We start from the raw sequence: 14,978 nt of genomic DNA, 5'->3' as shown, positions 1-14,978 counted from the left end.
ACGCCACGAATCGCAGATTTGAAAGTGAACAGGAAAGTCAATGAAATCAACGATCTACCAACACCACCTCCGCGCCAGTGCTAGCTTTTCGTACCGTCACTTATTGCACTGAAAACGAGGAGACCCCAAGTCCTCGTGGACGGATGCCGCGATCCGCAAGGCATTAGCCATCGGCACCATTTTGTTCTTCACCCGAACGAGCATCGGGTCACCGAATGCCTTACACAACCGGGCCAGCGCGTTGCTCATGGACAGCTGGCTCAGATTCAGGCGCTCATTGGCCTTGGAGACGCTGCGGGTCTCTATCAGCGTCTCGAAGATCACGAGTAGGATGAGAGCTTCCTCATGCAGATTCATGCAAATGCATCCCTAGCGTTTCCAAGATGGCTGCACGTTTGTACGGTTTCGTACAGACGAACCGTGCCGCCCGTACATCTGCCGGGCGAGCCCAACCCAAGCCGGGGCACTGATCTCAGCCTTCGACGGGTTTCTCGCTGAAACGCATCGAGAAATCGACCGCATTCACGTCCTTGATCAGGGCGCCGACCGAAATGCGGTCGACGCCGGTCTCGGCGTAGGGGCGCAGCGTTTCGAAGGTGACGCCACCCGAAATTTCCAGGCTGCAGCGGCCATCGGCTAATCGTACGGCCTCGCGTATTGATTCCAGCGACATGTTATCCAGCAGCACCATGTCTACGCCGGCATCGAGAGCCTCCCGCAGTTGGCGCAGGGTTTCGACCTCGACCTGAATGAAACTGACGCGATCCTTGAAGACTTGCGCCGCGCGGAAGGCGGCGGTGAGGCCACCGGCCGCCGCGATGTGGTTTTCCTTGATCAGGATCGCGTCGTACAGCCCCATGCGGTGGTTCTTGCCGCCGCCGCAGCGCACCGCGTATTTCTCGGCCGCGCGCAGACCCGGCAGCGTCTTGCGTGTGTCGAGGATGGCGGCCCGCGTGCCTTCGACGGCCTTGACGTAGCGCGCGGTCTTGGTTGCGACACCGCTAAGGGTCTGCAGGAAGTTCAGACAGGTGCGCTCTGCGGTAAGCAGTTCGCGCGCAGATCCCTCGATCAGCACGATCTTCTGGCCCGGCGCACAGGTCTGGCCATCGTCTACCAGCCAAGTAGCCGTCGCTGCAGGCGCGACGCGCCGCAGCACCTCGTCCACCCAGGGACGTCCGCATATGACAGCAGCCTCGCGACAGATGATGGTGGCAGTGGCCAGCGCTTGGACTGGCACCAGCAATGCGGTCAGATCCCCCGTACCCACATCCTCATCAAGCGCTTTCTGCACATCGATACGCGTTTGTTCAATCAGATCCATAAATCTCTAGTCCTTGAAACTCAGGCACTCGCTACACCGCGTCGCAGTACCACGGGCTTGCCACCCAGGCGGCGCTTGCACATCCAGTGCGCCAGCGCCGCGTCCATGTAATCGGCGTGGCCGGGAAACCAGCGCGCCAGCTCACCGGCCAGCCGGTGACATTCGCTGCCGTCGCCTTGCTCCAGCAGGGCCTGCACATGCCGGACCGAGCGCAGTACCGCCGCGTGCTCATCCGCATGGCAGTCCCGCGCCGGGAAGCCGGTCTCGGTCATCCAGCGATCCTCTTCGTCGAAATGCGCCTGCAGATGGCTGGTCACGGCGGCCAGGCGCTTGGGCAGCTCGTGATCGGGAGCTGTTTGCAGCGCGGCGACCACCTCGACGAACTCCTCGTGGCGCGCATCCATGGGGCCGTAACCCAGAAGCAGTGCATCGCTCCAAGCCAGCTGGGGGGGAGTAGGGGGGGTAGACATTTACTTAAGCAGTAGCAATATCGCGAGTACGATCAGGAAAACCAGCAGCACGCGTCGGAAGCGATTGTCGTCCAGATGCTGGCGCAACGCCTTGCCGGCCAGCAGGCCTGCAGCCATGGGAACCAGGGCCAACAGTGACCCTGTCAGTTCTGTTGGGCCGAGACGGCCGAACAGCAGCATGGCGCCGTACAGCGGCAGCGCCGCCGACAGATAGATGATGCTAATGCTGCCCACGAACTCGTCGCGGCGCAGCCGCAGTGCCATGAGATAGGTGATGATGACCGGGCCGGTGAGCGAGGACACGCCGCCCAGCAGGCCCGACAGCAGTCCTACGCCGACACCGACGGCCCGCTCGCGCGAGGCCGATATCTGCAGGGTGGGCTTCCACGCCATCAGCGCCACGGCCAGCAGCACCGCGCCGGCCAGCATGGCGCTGAGCTGGGAGGCACTGAGGGCCAGCGTCATGCGCACGGTCAGCACCGTGGCCAGGAATTGCGCCGCGATCAGGCCGCCAAAGCGCTGCAGGCTGGGCACCAGCCGCCCGCCCTCCACGGCCTGCCAGAAGTTGGACGCCAGCACCGGCACCACCAGCAGGGCGATGGCCAAGTGCGGGGGCATGCCCAGCGACAGCAGGGGCACCGCCACCAGCGGCAGCCCCACGCCCAGAGCGCCCTTGACGAGCCCGCCCGTCAGCAACGCCACCGCGAACAGCAGCCAGGGTAGATCAGGGATCATTCTGCTTTCAAGTCGGCGATCTTGCCGGCGCGCGCCATCGCTTCGTTTTCAACAGCGATCACGCGGGCGTACTCAGCGGGGCCCGCGCCGACGGGGTCAATCACTGCAGCATTGAAGGTTTTGATGACTTCTGGATGCTTGACGACCTCAGCGATCTCCTTGCTAATTCGATCAATCGCGTGCTGTGGCGTACCTGCGGCAGCGATGACACCGACAACAACTGCGAAGTCAAAGCCAGGTACTGTCTCTGCAACAGCAGGGATGCTAGGCGCTTGAGCCGAACGTGTCGCAGCGTTGCTAGCCAGTAGGCGCACCTGATTGTTGTTATAAAAGCCCCGCATGGAAGGCAACGCCGCGACCGAGAAATCCACCTGACCGCCCACCAGTGCCGGCGTGGACTGGCCCGAGCCGCGGAACGGCACATGGCGGACGTCCAGCGACAGGGCATGCTTGAGCGCCTCCATGGTGAGGTGGTGCGTGGAGCCGATACCCGACGAGCCGTAGGTGAATTCACCCGGCTTGCCCTTGACCAGCGTGACGAACTCCGCAAAGGTGTTCACGTTGGTCTTGGGGTGGGCTACGATGAACAGCGGCGAGCGCGCGATCAGCGAGACCGGCAGGATGTCCTTGCCCACCCGATAGGTGGCGGACTTGTTGACCAGCGGCGTGATCGACAGCATGGAACCGTCCGAGACAATGAAGCTGTGGCCGTCTTGCGGCGAGCTCTGTAGCAGGCTCTGGTAGGCCACCACGCCGTTGCCGCCAGGCTTGTTGTCCACGATGACGGACTGCCCCAGGCGCTCGCCCAGGCGCTGCGCCACCACACGCGCCACGGTGTCCGGTAGCCCGCCCGGCGCATAGGGCACGATGAACTTGACGGGTTTGGTCGGATAGGCTGGCGTTTGGCTCAGTGCCGCGAGCGGGATGGTCAGGCCGGCTGCGGCCAGGGCAAAGATGATTCGGCGTTGCATGGCATTGTCTCCTGTGGGGGCGGTGCGGGGTGACTTGTGGTTTGCTTAGAAAACTAAGATAATCATTCTTGCAAACTGTTCGATTGCTGTCAACTTGAAACCCTGCCTGGTGCTAAGACAATGACCACCTCACTGATGACCCTGCGCGTCGAACGCGCCGAGCCCGCTGCGCGCGGCATTCAACGCTTCGAGCTGCGCCACCCTGACGGCGTCGAACTGCCGCCGTTCACGGCCGGCGCCCACGTCCGCATCAAGACGCCCAGCGGCGCCATGCGCCAGTATTCGTTGAGCAACGACCCGGCCGAGCGCGACCGCTATGTGATTGCCGTCAAGCGCGAAGGCGACGGCCGGGGTGGTTCACTGAGCCTGGTCGATGGCGTGCGCGCCGGCCAGATGATCGAGGTGGGCGAGCCCGAGAACCTGTTCGAGCTCGACTCCAAGGCGCGCAGCTTCGTGCTGATCGCAGGCGGCATCGGCATCACGCCGATGATGGCCATGGCTCGCCACCTGCTCGCGGAGGGCGAGCGCAGCTTCAAGCTCTACTACCTGACGCGTGACCCTGAGGGCACGGCCTTCCTGGACGAGCTCCGCGGCCCCGACTTTGCACCGCACGTGGTGATGCACCACGATGGCGGCAACCCGGCCAACACCTTTGACCTCTGGCCCGTGCTGGAAAGGCCGGGCAGCGCGACCGGCCGCCACGTGTACTGCTGCGGGCCGAAGCCGCTGATGGACGCGGTGCGCGACATGACAGGTCACTGGCCTGCCAGCGCGGTGCATTTCGAGAGTTTCGGTGGTGACACCAAGCCGCATGCCGATGACAAGCCCTTCGAGGTGCGACTGGAGCACAGTGGGCGCACCGTCACGGTTCCCGTGGGCCGATCCATCCTCGAAGCTCTGCGCGACGAAGGCGTGCATGTGCCCAGCTCGTGCGAGAGTGGCACCTGCGGCTCGTGCAAGACGCGGCTGATCGAGGGCGAGGCCGACCACCGCGACCTGGTGCTGCTGGACGAGGAAAAGGCCGACCACATCATGGTCTGCGTCTCGCGCGCCAAGACCGCCACCCTGGTGCTGGACCTATGACGCCGATCCGCCTGGGGGTTCTGGGCCTGGGCCGCGCCTTCACCCTGATGGTGCCCACCTTCACCGGCGACACCCGTGTGAAGCTGGTCGCCGCCTTCGATCCGCGCGAGGGCGCGCGCGCCGCCTTCGAACAAACCTTCGGCGGCACCGCGCAGACCTCGTCCGAGGCCGTCTGCGCCGATCCCGCAGTCGAGTGGGTCTACGTGGCCACCCCGCACCAGATGCACGTGGACCACGTGGTGACGGCCGCCCGCCACGGCAAGCACGTGCTGGTGGAAAAGCCGCTGGCCCTGAGCCTGGAGGACTGCACCCGCATGATCGAGACCTGCGAGGCCGCCGGCACCCAGCTCATCGTCGGGCACAGCCACAGCTTCAACGCGCCGGTGCTGCTGACGCGCCGCCTGATCGCCAGCGGGCGCTGGGGCGCGGTGAAGCTGGTGCACGCCATGCAGTACACCGACTTCCTCTACCGCCCGCGCCGGCCCGAGGAACTGGACACCGCCCAGGGCGGCGGCGTGGCCTACAGCCAGGCGGCGCACCAGATGGACATCATTCGCCTGCTGGCCGGCGGCGAGGTGCGCAGTGTGCGCGCCTTCACCGGCCGCTGGGACGCAGCCCGCCCCACCGAGGGCGCCTACACCGCACTGCTGACATTCGCCAACGGCGCCGTGGCCAACGCCACCTACAACGGCTATGGCCACTACGACAGCGACGCGTTGATGGACGGCGTGGGCGAGATGGGCCGACCCAAGTTGCCTGACGCCCACCGCCAGACCCGAGCGCGCCTGCGCGCGGTGACCAACGAGGCGGCCGAGGCGGCGCTGAAGGCCGAGCGCAACTTCGGTGGCTCGCTCTACGCCCCACCCGCCGCCGACGCGCCCGACGCCTGCCAGCACTTCGGGCCGGTGCTGGTGAGCTGCGAGCGCGGCGACCTGCGGCTGACGCCGCGCGGCGTCATGGTTTACGACGACCAGGGCCAGCACTTCGAACCGGCCCAGGTCCCGGCCGTGCCACGCGCCGAGGTGATCGACGAACTGTGGGCTGTGGGCCGCGAGGGCCAGGCGCCCCTGCATGGCGGGCGCTGGTCGCGCGCCACAGTGGAGGTCTGCCTGGCGCTGCTCGAATCGGCCCGCGCGGATACCGATATCATGCTCAGGCATCAGATTCCCGCACCCGCCTGAGCCCATGTCCCCCACCCACCACCCCCTGCTGCGCCATTGGCGCGAGGCCGTGCCCGATGACCGGCTGGCCCACCTGATCCGCGACGTGGCGCGGGCCCAGATGCGAGCGCTGCAGTTGCGCCTGCAGGCGCATGGGGTGTCCTTTGGACACTGGACCTTTCTGCGCATCCTCTGGATCGAGGACGGACTGACCCAGCGCGAGCTCAGCGAGCTGGCCGGGGTGATGGAGCCCACCACCTTCACCGCCGTCAAGGCCATGGAGCAGATGGGCCTGATCGAACGCCGTCAATTGCCGGGCAACCGCAAGAACATGCACGTGTTCCTCACGCCCGCTGGCCGCGCCCTGGAAAAGATGCTGGTGCCGCTGGCCGAGGAGGTCAACCACGTCAGCGTGGCCGGCCTGGGCGACAAGCAGATCGCCACGGTGCGCAAGTCGCTGCTAACCATGATTGAGAACCTTGCGGCCGATGAAGTCGACGGCGGGCTCACAGTTTAGATCGCGTAGCTCTCGTAGGTGGCCGGGTGAAAGATCTCGTCTACCGACAGACGCCGTACCGACAGGCCCTGCGAGTGGTGGTGGCGCAAGAAGGTCTCCAGCGTGGCGCGGTTCTTGTCCACGCCGTAGGACCAGTAATCGTCGCCCATGGTCTCGCGCGCGGCCTTGAGTTGTTCTTCAACAAAAGGCAACGTGACCTTGGTGGCCGAGGTGTCGGACAGTGCCTCCAGCGCAGCCGCCTTGGCTTGGCTGAAGGCCTTGAATACCGCGCCCGGCAGCCAGGGGTGCTGCTCGGCCAGGGTCTTTCGCACGCCCACCACGTGCATGATGGGGAAGATGCCGGTGCGGCGGTAATAGTCCTTGGCGGTGGCGGTGGGGTCGTCGAACAGCCAGCCCACATTCGGGTTGGCCAGCACGTGGACCGAGGGCGGACGCGGCGCCATGAAGCCGTCGATCTCGCCCCGGTCCAGCAGATCCGAAATCGTCATGCCCTCGGGCGCGCTTTCGAGCGTCACGCCCGGCGGCAGCTGCAGCGCGATCTTCTCGGGGCGGCCCGGGGTCTCGATGCCGCCGCGCACCCAGGTCACGTCCTCGGGCGCGACACCGAAATCGTCGTGCAGGATGGCGCGTGCCCACACGTTGGCGCTGAGCTGGTACTCGGGCAGGCCGATGCGTTTGCCCTTGAGGTCCTCGGGCCGCTTGATGCGGTCCTTGCGCACGTAAAGAGAGGTGTGGCGGAAAGCGCGCGAGAGGAAGACCGGCACCGCGACGTAGGGACAGTCGCCCTTGGCGGTCTTGACGCAGTAGCTGGAGAAAGACAGCTCGGAGATGTCGAACTCCTGGCTACGCATCGCACGGAAGAACATCTCCTCGGGGTAGAGGTTCATGAACACCGGATCGACGCCGTCGATCTGGACGCGGCCATCGAGCAGGGCGCGGGTGCGGTCGTAGTCGCCCATTGCGACCGAAAGTTGCAGTTTTGCCATATGCTGGAGATCAGGCTTTCACGGTGTAGGAAGTGTCGAGTTCGGGCGAGTCGGCCTGAGCCGCCCACACGTACTTCGCCTCATATTGGCGCCAGTCTACGGTTTTTGGAATCACACCTTGGAACGAGCAGACACTTTCAGCAATCGAGAGCTCACCTGCGCCGATCGCATCACCGCTCTGCTGGAAAGTGCGTACCGCCTCAATCATCTGCTTGCGGAACTCGACGATGGCCATGTCGCTGGCGCCCAGCCGGTCATTGCTGCGATCTGCGATCTTGCCCATGGTGATCCACATCGCCATGTCCTGATTTGGAATGCCTTTGATGCCGGTGAAGTTGCCGGCCTTCATGGCCTGGCGGTCCTGCCAGAAGCGGTTGTCGTAGTTGCGCAGCGGCCGGTACTGGCTATCCAGATCAACGCCAACGGACTGCCCAAGGAACTTGCGCCAAGTTTCGGTCTCAGGCGTCTGCGCTGGATCACCCCAGCCAATGAAGTAGAAGCAGGTATTTGTATCGTCCACTGGGACGTTCACGTTGGCCACGTTGTACAGGTTGTTAGGCGGAATCAACACCGTCCACGGCGCCACGAATACCGTGGTCCGCACGTAGTCGTGCGTCTGCGCATTGAATATGGGGCGACGGATGGCTGCGTAACGAAAACCATAGTCGCCACGCTGCACCTGCATGCGCGGGGCCTTGTCGGTTGATGGGCGCAGCCAGTTCTTCTCATTGGCTTCCGCGCCATGGACGCGAGCCGGAACCATATCCGAACTGTGCAGGCTGGAACTGTGGGCCGAGTCAATTGCGCCTTCCAGAATCTGGGCCCAATTGCAGGGCAGAACCACCTTGGCGATGCTAACTCGGGCTTCAGCTGTCGGCGCCCATCGCGGCGGCACGAATTCGGGCATCTGGTCTTGCGCCCCCATCCAAGCCCACACGAAACCGCCCCACTCCTTGGTCGGATAGGCCTTGTGCTTGGTTTTTTCGGCGAAACCGCTGGCGGCCGGCTCGGACACCATCTCCAGCACATTGCCAGCCACGTCCATCTTCCAACCGTGGTAGAGGCAGCGCAGGCCACCTTCCTCGTTGCGGCCAAACACCAACGATGCGCGACGATGAGGGCAGTACTCATCGAGCACACCGACCCGGCCGTCACTGTCGCGGAAGACAACCAAGTCTTCACCAAGGATGCGAGCCTTGACCGGCGTACCGTCTGCTGCAGGCACCTCCTCTTGAAGGCAAATGGGAACCCAGTGCCGGCGCATCAGTTGGCCCATGGGGGCACCGTTTTCGACGCGGCACAAGAGGTCGTTTTCTTCGGTCGTGATCATGTTTGGTCTCCAGAAGTTGGCAGCCGATAAAGTGGGAGTGCACCAAGATTTTTCTTAGTCTTCTAATTATATTTATGGAGTCCAGCGAATGCAAGTGGCATCCGAAACACGTCTTCGACAAATTGGCCGTTTGGCAGCGTAGCAAACCTGTGAGCTTGCTGCGCCACTGTGAGGGGTCCCTTTGATTTCAGTGCAAAAAGTGACGGTTCCCATCCGCCCGGAGAGCGAGCATTTGCGCGGGTCTGGTTCCTTGGCCCAGGGTAAGTCTTTGTCAGGCAATGATTTTCTGTTGGTCCCTCATTCGGCCTGCGAAGCCCTGTTTGTGGGGTTGATCTCATGCGGAGGCGCTTGTTTTGCGGGCCGTTTGTGAGGGCAGGATCTGGGCTGCATAGCGGTCCACCGGGAAGCGGAAGACCCCACGCAGGTTGATGCCCTCCAACCGTGTAGGTGCCACCCGCCCGATGAGCTCTGGCGGCACGATCTGGCGCCGGTTGGCCCACCGATCCAGCACGGTCTGCATCTGCGCCGTGTTCCAGGACATCACGATGTTGGCCAGCAAGCTCAACGCATCGGCCACCGCCTGCATCTCGTCGGCGCGCCGGGCTTGCGCTGGGCCGACGCGGCCGGTATAGATCGCCCGTTTCAGTGCATTGACTGCCTCGCCGCGGTTGAGCACCCGTCGCAACTCGCGTCGGAAGGCCTCGTTGACGAAGTAGTCGGCCAGGAATGCCGTGCGCAGCAGCTTGCCCACCTGCACGCCGGCGTCGTAAATCGGGTCGCCTCTGGCGGCCGAGCCGAACCGGGCCAAGGTGCTCACCGCGCTGGCATGCCCGCTCGACACCGAAGCCGCCAGGTGGACCAGACTGTCCCAGTGGGCTTCAATCAACGCGGTGTCGATGCCGGCCTCACAGACGGCAGCGATCTCCTCGGGTACCTTCATGCCGCGCGGCACGAACAGACGCCGCTGCTTGAGCTCCTTGAGCCTGGGACACAGATCGAAGCCCAGCAGCCGGGCCAAGGTCATGGCGAAGTCGGTGTAGCCGTGGGTGTCCACGGCCAGTTGTGTCGTCTCGACCCGCTCTTGCCGCACAACACCCTCGATAGCCGCGCCGGCCTGGCGTTCGTTGAGCACGATGGGCTGAGCGTGGAAGATGCCCCAGCGGTCACGCACGTGGCTGTAGATGCCGATGGAGGCCGTCTGCCGCCTTGGATCCTGGCGCGCCTGCCATACCCGTCGGCTGGTCTCCAGGCTCATCATGTCCGAGGAAGCCAGGTCGGCTCGGCCCCAAGTGGCGGCAATGGCGTGGCGTTGCATGTACTGCAGCACCGCCTGGCAGGCCAACGTCAGGCGCCGCTCGTCGCTGGCCCAGCGCATGGCCTGGCGGATGCTCGCGGCCGACAGCTGAGGGATCATGCGCGCGCACTCGGCCGCCGTGAGACTGGTGCCGTGGGCCAGGATGCCGGCGTAGACCATCAGCAGTTCCTGGCCAGAACGCGGCTCACGGCCAAGCATCACCCAGCTGAAGCGCACCTGGGCGTCCACCGCCAGGATGACTTCTGGCAGTTGAACCTCGCCAATGCGTTGATCGAGACGGTGGCGTAACTTGGTGACCTCGGGGTCTTCGTCGTCGGCCACCAGTGGCGCCAGGTGCAGTTCATCATCCACCCGCAGCGTTCCGGTGCGCACGGCCGCAGCCACGGCATCCACGCCGGCGCGCACACGCTCCAGCAGCGGTGCGAGGAAGTTGCCCGCTTTGACTGGCATCTGGAGTCTGGCGTAGTGGCGCCGGGCCTCGGTCTTCCAGCGCTCATCCGGAATAAACAGCCGTTCGCGACCCCGGAAACTCAGCGAATGCTCGACCCAGACCGAGCCATTGCGAACGGCTCGGCGCAAGGCCAACAGCGTGGACACCTCCAGCGCCCGGAATGCCCGCTCGCGGTCGGTGTCGGAGATGTCCTGGCGCCATGCCGCCCCCAGCCTTGCCGCCGTGAAGTCCTTCGGCAGGCTCTTGTCACCGGTCGCATACTGCGTGCGCAAGGTGTCCAGTGCTTGCAGTGCCGGATGTTCACCCGTAGCCTTCCAGGCCAAGCTGCTGACGGCGACCAAGAGCGAGCGCACAGGGACGATGGTGGCGATCAGTTGCCGACGGATGCCCGACGCTCGGCTCGGAGCCTTCTGCGCGCGCCTGGCGGCAACCAGTTCACGCAGCTTGGTACGCAGTTCAGCCGAAGCAGATTCGTCCTCGACCAGGTCCGTCAAATCCTGCAATAGCAATTGGTACTGCCGTGACCAGTCGACGGCGGTACCCACCTCGTCAGCGCATTGGCGCCAGAGATCCGTGACGCGGCGCTGGAACATAAGGATGAACTGGTCCGTGGTCGTCAGCAGGCAGTAGCGCAGGAAGCAGGCCAACTCGACGGTTCGTGCTGGCTCCTTGACGCGTTCGCTGACCGAGGGCGGACGTGTGGCCATGCGCCGGGCGTAGCGGCGCACCAGCGTGCCATTGAGCTCGCCCAGGTGGCGATCCAGGCCCAGTCCTTTGAGGAAGGTGATGCGCTCGAGCACTTCAGCAATCTGGCGCGTGGAATGCTTGGCAGGCGCGCTCCACAACCAGCTCTGACAGTGCTGGCCATCTGGCCGGCTGGCGGTTATAGCCGCCGCCCATAGCTTCAGGGTGGCGGCCGGCACCATGGTTCGCACGGACGCAGCAGCGGTGGTTTCGAGATCGTCGAGTGCAGCCGCCACTATGCTGCGAATGGCGCGCTCGTGCACGATGATCAGTCGGTGTTCATACAACCAGTGGCGGGCCCACAGCAGCAGGCGCTCGCGATCGGCGGTGTGCGCCACCTCGTCGCGCAATACACGCACGAGCGCACGGCGTTGGTGTTCGCTCATCCAGGCAAAGCCCAGAACCTCGCAAGCCTGCTGCTGGTGGTCGAACAGGGTGCGGCCCCGGGTGTAAAGCGCGCGCAGCGAGGCCAAATCCGGTGTCTCGATCTCCAGCAGTTTGCCCAGGTGGCGCAGCAAGGCCACTGGCACGGCACGAACACTGTTCAATGGGCGCCCGCTCATGCGTAAGAAACCGATGTGCAGCGCCAAGCCCAGCTTATGGCGGTCGCCCCGGCGCCGCTCGATCAGCTCTTTCTCGGCAGGGCCGAAGCTGAAGAAGGCCTGCAACTCGAAGGCAGAGATCTCCCGCGGCAGCTCACGCAGGCCCAGATAAGGTGTTTGCCAACCCTGCATCGCCGCCGCTCCTCAAGAGTCGAAAGGCAGCTAAAGATACGCTCGGCCAGACCGAACAGCAACTGCAGTGGAATCAACGACTTACCGCGCAGGGCCCGCGCCGTTGCTCGGCAAACGAACCGTCACTTTTTGCACTGAAATCAAAGGGTCCCCGCTTGGCACCGCCGGCGCCCATGTCTCAGCGACAGTTGAGCATGGCCTTCGAGTCCCCGGTTCTCCAGGGGATGAGCCCGGGCGAACGCGCCACCGCGATTGCGCAACTGGCGTTCCTGCTGCTGCAAGCAGCGGGTGTTCAACAGACGGGAGCTGACGATGGCGAACACTGATCTGTTGCCCGCCACCGTACTGCGTCGGAAGGCCGTCGTCTACGTGCGGCAGTCCACCCAGACGCAGGTTCAGAATAACTTGGAGAGCCAGCGCCGTCAGTACGACCTGGTCGAGGAAGCACGCCGCCGTGGCTTTGCGCAGGTCGAGGTCATCGATGACGACCTCGGCCGTTCCGCCAGTGGCATGGTGGCCCGACCAGGTTTCGACCGGCTTGTCGCTTGGCTCTGCGCCGGCGAGGTCGGGGCCGTGCTGTGCTTCGACGCCTCGCGGCTGGCACGCAATGGCCGCGACTGGCACCACCTTCTGGAGCTGTGCGGCTTGGTCGAGGCCCGGGTCATCGACCTGGATGGGGTCTACGACCCATGTCGCCCTAATGATCGACTGCTGCTGGGCATGAAGGGCAGCATCAGCGAATTCGAGCTCGGCGTGCTCAGGGCGCGCATGTTCGAGGCAGCCCGCGCCAAGGCCCAGCGCGGCGAGCTGCGCATCAGCGTGCCTATCGGCTACGTCTGGCACCGCGAGGTCGGTTTGGGCTTCGATCCCGACATACGGCTGCAGGAGGCAATCCGATTGATCTTCGCGCGGTTTCGCAAGCTGGGCAGCGCCCGCCAAGCCTTTCTGTCGCTTGCTGCTGAACAGGTTCACTTCCCGCGCCCATCTGATGGCAAGAAGATGGTGACGTTCGACTGGACTCCAATCCGTTATCGCAACGTGATCGCGGTGCTTAAGAATCCTTTTTACGCTGGCACCTATGCCTACGGCAAGAGCGAGAAGCGCACGGCCCTCGTCGATGGGCGACTGCGCAAGAGCTATGGCCATAGCAAGCCGGTCGAGCATTGGGAGGTGATGCTCCAGGGCCACCATGAAGCCTACATCGACTGGTCCGAATTCGAGCGCAATCAGAAGCAACTTGCCGTCAATGCCTACGGTAGAGTGGATGGTGTGAAGTCGGGTCGCGGCGGGCGTGCGTTGCTCGCGGGTATGCTGTGCTGCGCGCGTTGCGGCCGCCGTCTGACGGTCGCGTATACCGGCCGCGGTGCACGTCAACCGGTGTATCGGTGCGACCGTCCGCACGTGCAGCTGGCGCAGCCGCGGTGTTTTACTTTTGGAGGCCGGCGAGCCGACGAGGCCATGGCAAGAGAGTTGCTGCGAGCGGTCGAGCCTCTGGCCGTCGAAGCGGCGTCGCTTGCTGAACGGAGGCACATGGAAGTCCAAGCGGACCAACGGCGAATCGTGAATTTGGAACTACAGCAAGCACGCTACGAGGCGACGCTGGCAGAGCGACGCTACGCGGCCTGTGACCCTGACAACCGTTTGATCGCCGCACAACTCGAACGGAGCTGGGAGTCAGCGTTGCAGCGTGTGCAGGCATCCCAACGGCGCGTCGACGCAGTCGAACAAACGCTGTCGGCCATGGCAACACCCGACCTCGGTGGGCTCGCCCAAGATCTCGCCGCCGCATGGGATGCGCCCGGCGTGACGATGCGCACACGCCAGCAGTTGCTTCACACCTTGGTCCAGGAGATCATTGCCGATCTCGATGAGAAGACGCGAGAGATCGTTCTGACGATTCATTGGCGTGGAGGTCAGCATTCGGAAGTCAGGGTCGCGAAGCCAAGGTCTGGCGAGCATGGCTGTCGTACATCCGATGAAGCCTTGGCCGTCATGCGCAGCATGGCGGGCAAGTGGTCCGACGAGCATATTGCCGCGACGCTCAATCGCATGGCCCTGCCCACCGGGCAGGGCAAGACTTGGACCGCGCATCGCGTAAGTTCTGTGCGGATGGTGAACGACATTCGTGCGTACCGGTCAGCGCACAAGGACGGACAGTGGCTCACCATGTCGGAAGCCGCCGCAAAGCTCGGCGTGAACAACCACCGTATTCGGCGCTTGATCAAGCAAGGAATCCTGTACGCAGAGCAGGTTGTGCCGCGAGCGCCGTATCAGATTCGGGCATCCGATCTGCTCGATCCTCGCGTGATCGAGGCGGCCGCGCGGACACTCGGCCCGTGTCAGGCGGTCGGCGAGAACCAGATGTCAATGTTTTCAAGCACTTAACGAAGAGGGGCACTATGAACAAGCCATTGCAATGGGCCGGATCTGGTTCTCGATCCAATTGTTGTCCACCGGCAGTTGTCCGTCATCCACGAATCGGATCAGCGCATCCCAGCGCCGCAGGCTGTAGTTCAGCGCCTTGGCGGTTGCTGATCCGTCGGGCACCTGGCGCCGTTGCAGCGTCATCCACTCGTGCAGAGCGTCCAGGATCGGCCGGGTCTGCTGCTGCCGAACGGCTTGCCGTTGCTCGGTGTCCAGCTCTTTGACGTCACGCTCGATCTCATAGACCCGGGCGAACTGCTGCAGGGCGAACTCGGCGATCTGGCTCTTGTTGGCCGCGTGCAGGTCGAAGAACTTGCGCCGGGCATGGGCCAGACAGCCCACCTCGGTCACGCCGCTGGCGATCAGGGCCTTGTAGCCGCTGAAGTCGTCGCAGGTCAGGCAGCCCTTCCAGGCCTTGTCGGTGCCCTGGCCCAGGAAGCGCCGGGCGTGTTCGCCCGAGCGGGATTCGCAGAAGTCGTAGACCACAGCCTTGATGCTCTCGAAGGACCCCGGCGCATAGGCCCAGAGGTAGGCGCGGTGCGTCTTGCCATCGCCGGGCTTGAGCATGGCCACCGGCGTCTCATCGGCGTGCAGCACCCGGTGGCTGAGGATCTCGGTCTTCAGGGCATCGACCAGCGACTGCAGCCGCACCCCGCAGGTGCCCACCCACTGCGCCAGGGTCGAGCGAGGGATGGCCAGGCCAGCGCGGCCGAAGATCGCCTCCTGCCGGTACAGCG

Annotated in this window: 13 protein-coding genes and 1 pseudogene; 5 read left to right on the top strand and 9 right to left on the bottom strand. The window is 64.3% G+C overall.

The features are described 5' to 3' along the window. Positions 1 to 96 precede the first annotated feature (96 nt). The 5 genes from ACFQPB_RS22955 to ACFQPB_RS22935 form a co-directional block, all read right to left on the bottom strand. Positions 97 to 357 carry a helix-turn-helix domain-containing protein gene (locus ACFQPB_RS22955; RefSeq protein WP_382202731.1) on the bottom strand — a complete coding sequence of 87 codons (261 nt, stop codon included), beginning with the start codon at positions 355 to 357 and terminating at the stop codon, positions 97 to 99. Positions 358 to 472: 115 nt separating this feature from the next. Then, positions 473 to 1,321, bottom strand: a complete 849-nt coding sequence (nadC, locus tag ACFQPB_RS22950) for a carboxylating nicotinate-nucleotide diphosphorylase (protein ID WP_382202729.1) — start codon at positions 1,319 to 1,321, stop codon at positions 473 to 475. A 20-nt stretch (positions 1,322 to 1,341) separates the two neighbouring features. Continuing rightward, entirely contained in the window at positions 1,342 to 1,791 is a 450-nt protein-coding gene (locus ACFQPB_RS22945) for a bacteriohemerythrin (protein WP_382202727.1), read from the bottom strand. Further along, positions 1,792 to 2,526 (bottom strand): sulfite exporter TauE/SafE family protein, encoded by a 735-nt coding sequence (locus ACFQPB_RS22940; protein WP_067513685.1) that lies wholly within the window; start codon positions 2,524 to 2,526, stop codon positions 1,792 to 1,794. Further along, on the bottom strand, positions 2,523 to 3,497 hold the full coding sequence (locus tag ACFQPB_RS22935) for a Bug family tripartite tricarboxylate transporter substrate binding protein (protein ID WP_382202724.1): 975 nt from the start codon (positions 3,495 to 3,497) through the stop codon (positions 2,523 to 2,525). The genes ACFQPB_RS22940 and ACFQPB_RS22935 overlap by 4 nt, the downstream gene beginning before the upstream one ends. Positions 3,498 to 3,617: 120 nt before the next feature. Between ACFQPB_RS22935 and ACFQPB_RS22930 the strand changes: the two genes are divergently transcribed. The 3 genes from ACFQPB_RS22930 to ACFQPB_RS22920 are packed head-to-tail and all read left to right on the top strand — an operon-like array spanning position 3,618 to position 6,257. Further along, entirely contained in the window at positions 3,618 to 4,580 is a 963-nt protein-coding gene (locus ACFQPB_RS22930) for a PDR/VanB family oxidoreductase (RefSeq protein WP_382202722.1), read from the top strand. Beyond that, complete coding sequence (locus ACFQPB_RS22925; protein ID WP_382202720.1) at positions 4,577 to 5,761, top strand: Gfo/Idh/MocA family protein; 1,185 nt, start codon at positions 4,577 to 4,579, stop codon at positions 5,759 to 5,761. Before ACFQPB_RS22930 ends, ACFQPB_RS22925 begins: the two co-directional genes overlap by 4 nt. 4 nt (positions 5,762 to 5,765) lie before the next feature. After that, positions 5,766 to 6,257 carry a MarR family winged helix-turn-helix transcriptional regulator gene (locus ACFQPB_RS22920; RefSeq protein WP_382202718.1) on the top strand — a complete coding sequence of 164 codons (492 nt, stop codon included), beginning with the start codon at positions 5,766 to 5,768 and terminating at the stop codon, positions 6,255 to 6,257. Here ACFQPB_RS22920 and ACFQPB_RS22915 read toward each other — a convergent pair. From ACFQPB_RS22915 to ACFQPB_RS22905, 3 genes are all read right to left on the bottom strand, one after another. Continuing rightward, positions 6,254 to 7,243 (bottom strand): ABC transporter substrate-binding protein, encoded by a 990-nt coding sequence (locus ACFQPB_RS22915; RefSeq protein ID WP_382202716.1) that lies wholly within the window; start codon positions 7,241 to 7,243, stop codon positions 6,254 to 6,256. The two genes, ACFQPB_RS22920 and ACFQPB_RS22915, sit on opposite strands and share 4 nt — an antisense overlap. 10 nt (positions 7,244 to 7,253) lie before the next feature. Then, the gene (locus ACFQPB_RS22910) at positions 7,254 to 8,573 is read right to left on the bottom strand and encodes a Rieske 2Fe-2S domain-containing protein (RefSeq protein WP_382202714.1); all 1,320 of its coding nucleotides are present in this window, start codon (positions 8,571 to 8,573) and stop codon (positions 7,254 to 7,256) included. A gap of 334 nt (positions 8,574 to 8,907) precedes the next feature. After that, complete coding sequence (locus ACFQPB_RS22905) at positions 8,908 to 11,817, bottom strand: Tn3 family transposase (protein ID WP_284306841.1); 2,910 nt, start codon at positions 11,815 to 11,817, stop codon at positions 8,908 to 8,910. A 173-nt stretch (positions 11,818 to 11,990) separates the two neighbouring features. Between ACFQPB_RS22905 and ACFQPB_RS22900 the strand changes: the two genes are divergently transcribed. Further along, entirely contained in the window at positions 11,991 to 12,143 is a 153-nt protein-coding gene (locus tag ACFQPB_RS22900; protein ID WP_382202711.1) for a hypothetical protein, read from the top strand. Beyond that, a complete protein-coding gene (locus tag ACFQPB_RS22895; protein WP_382228512.1) occupies positions 12,130 to 14,202 on the top strand; it encodes a recombinase family protein in 2,073 nt (690 codons plus the stop codon). Before ACFQPB_RS22900 ends, ACFQPB_RS22895 begins: the two co-directional genes overlap by 14 nt. Before the next feature lie 15 nt (positions 14,203 to 14,217). Here the strand turns inward: ACFQPB_RS22895 and tnpC are convergent. Beyond that, positions 14,218 to 14,978: pseudogene (gene tnpC / locus ACFQPB_RS22890) on the bottom strand (IS66 family transposase); the annotation flags it as partial.

The sequence above is a fragment of the Hydrogenophaga atypica genome (genome assembly GCF_042665215.1).
In the GTDB taxonomy this organism is placed as follows: Bacteria; Pseudomonadota; Gammaproteobacteria; order Burkholderiales; family Burkholderiaceae_C; genus Hydrogenophaga; species Hydrogenophaga defluvii_A.
This window is presented reverse-complemented; position numbering and strand designations above follow the sequence as displayed.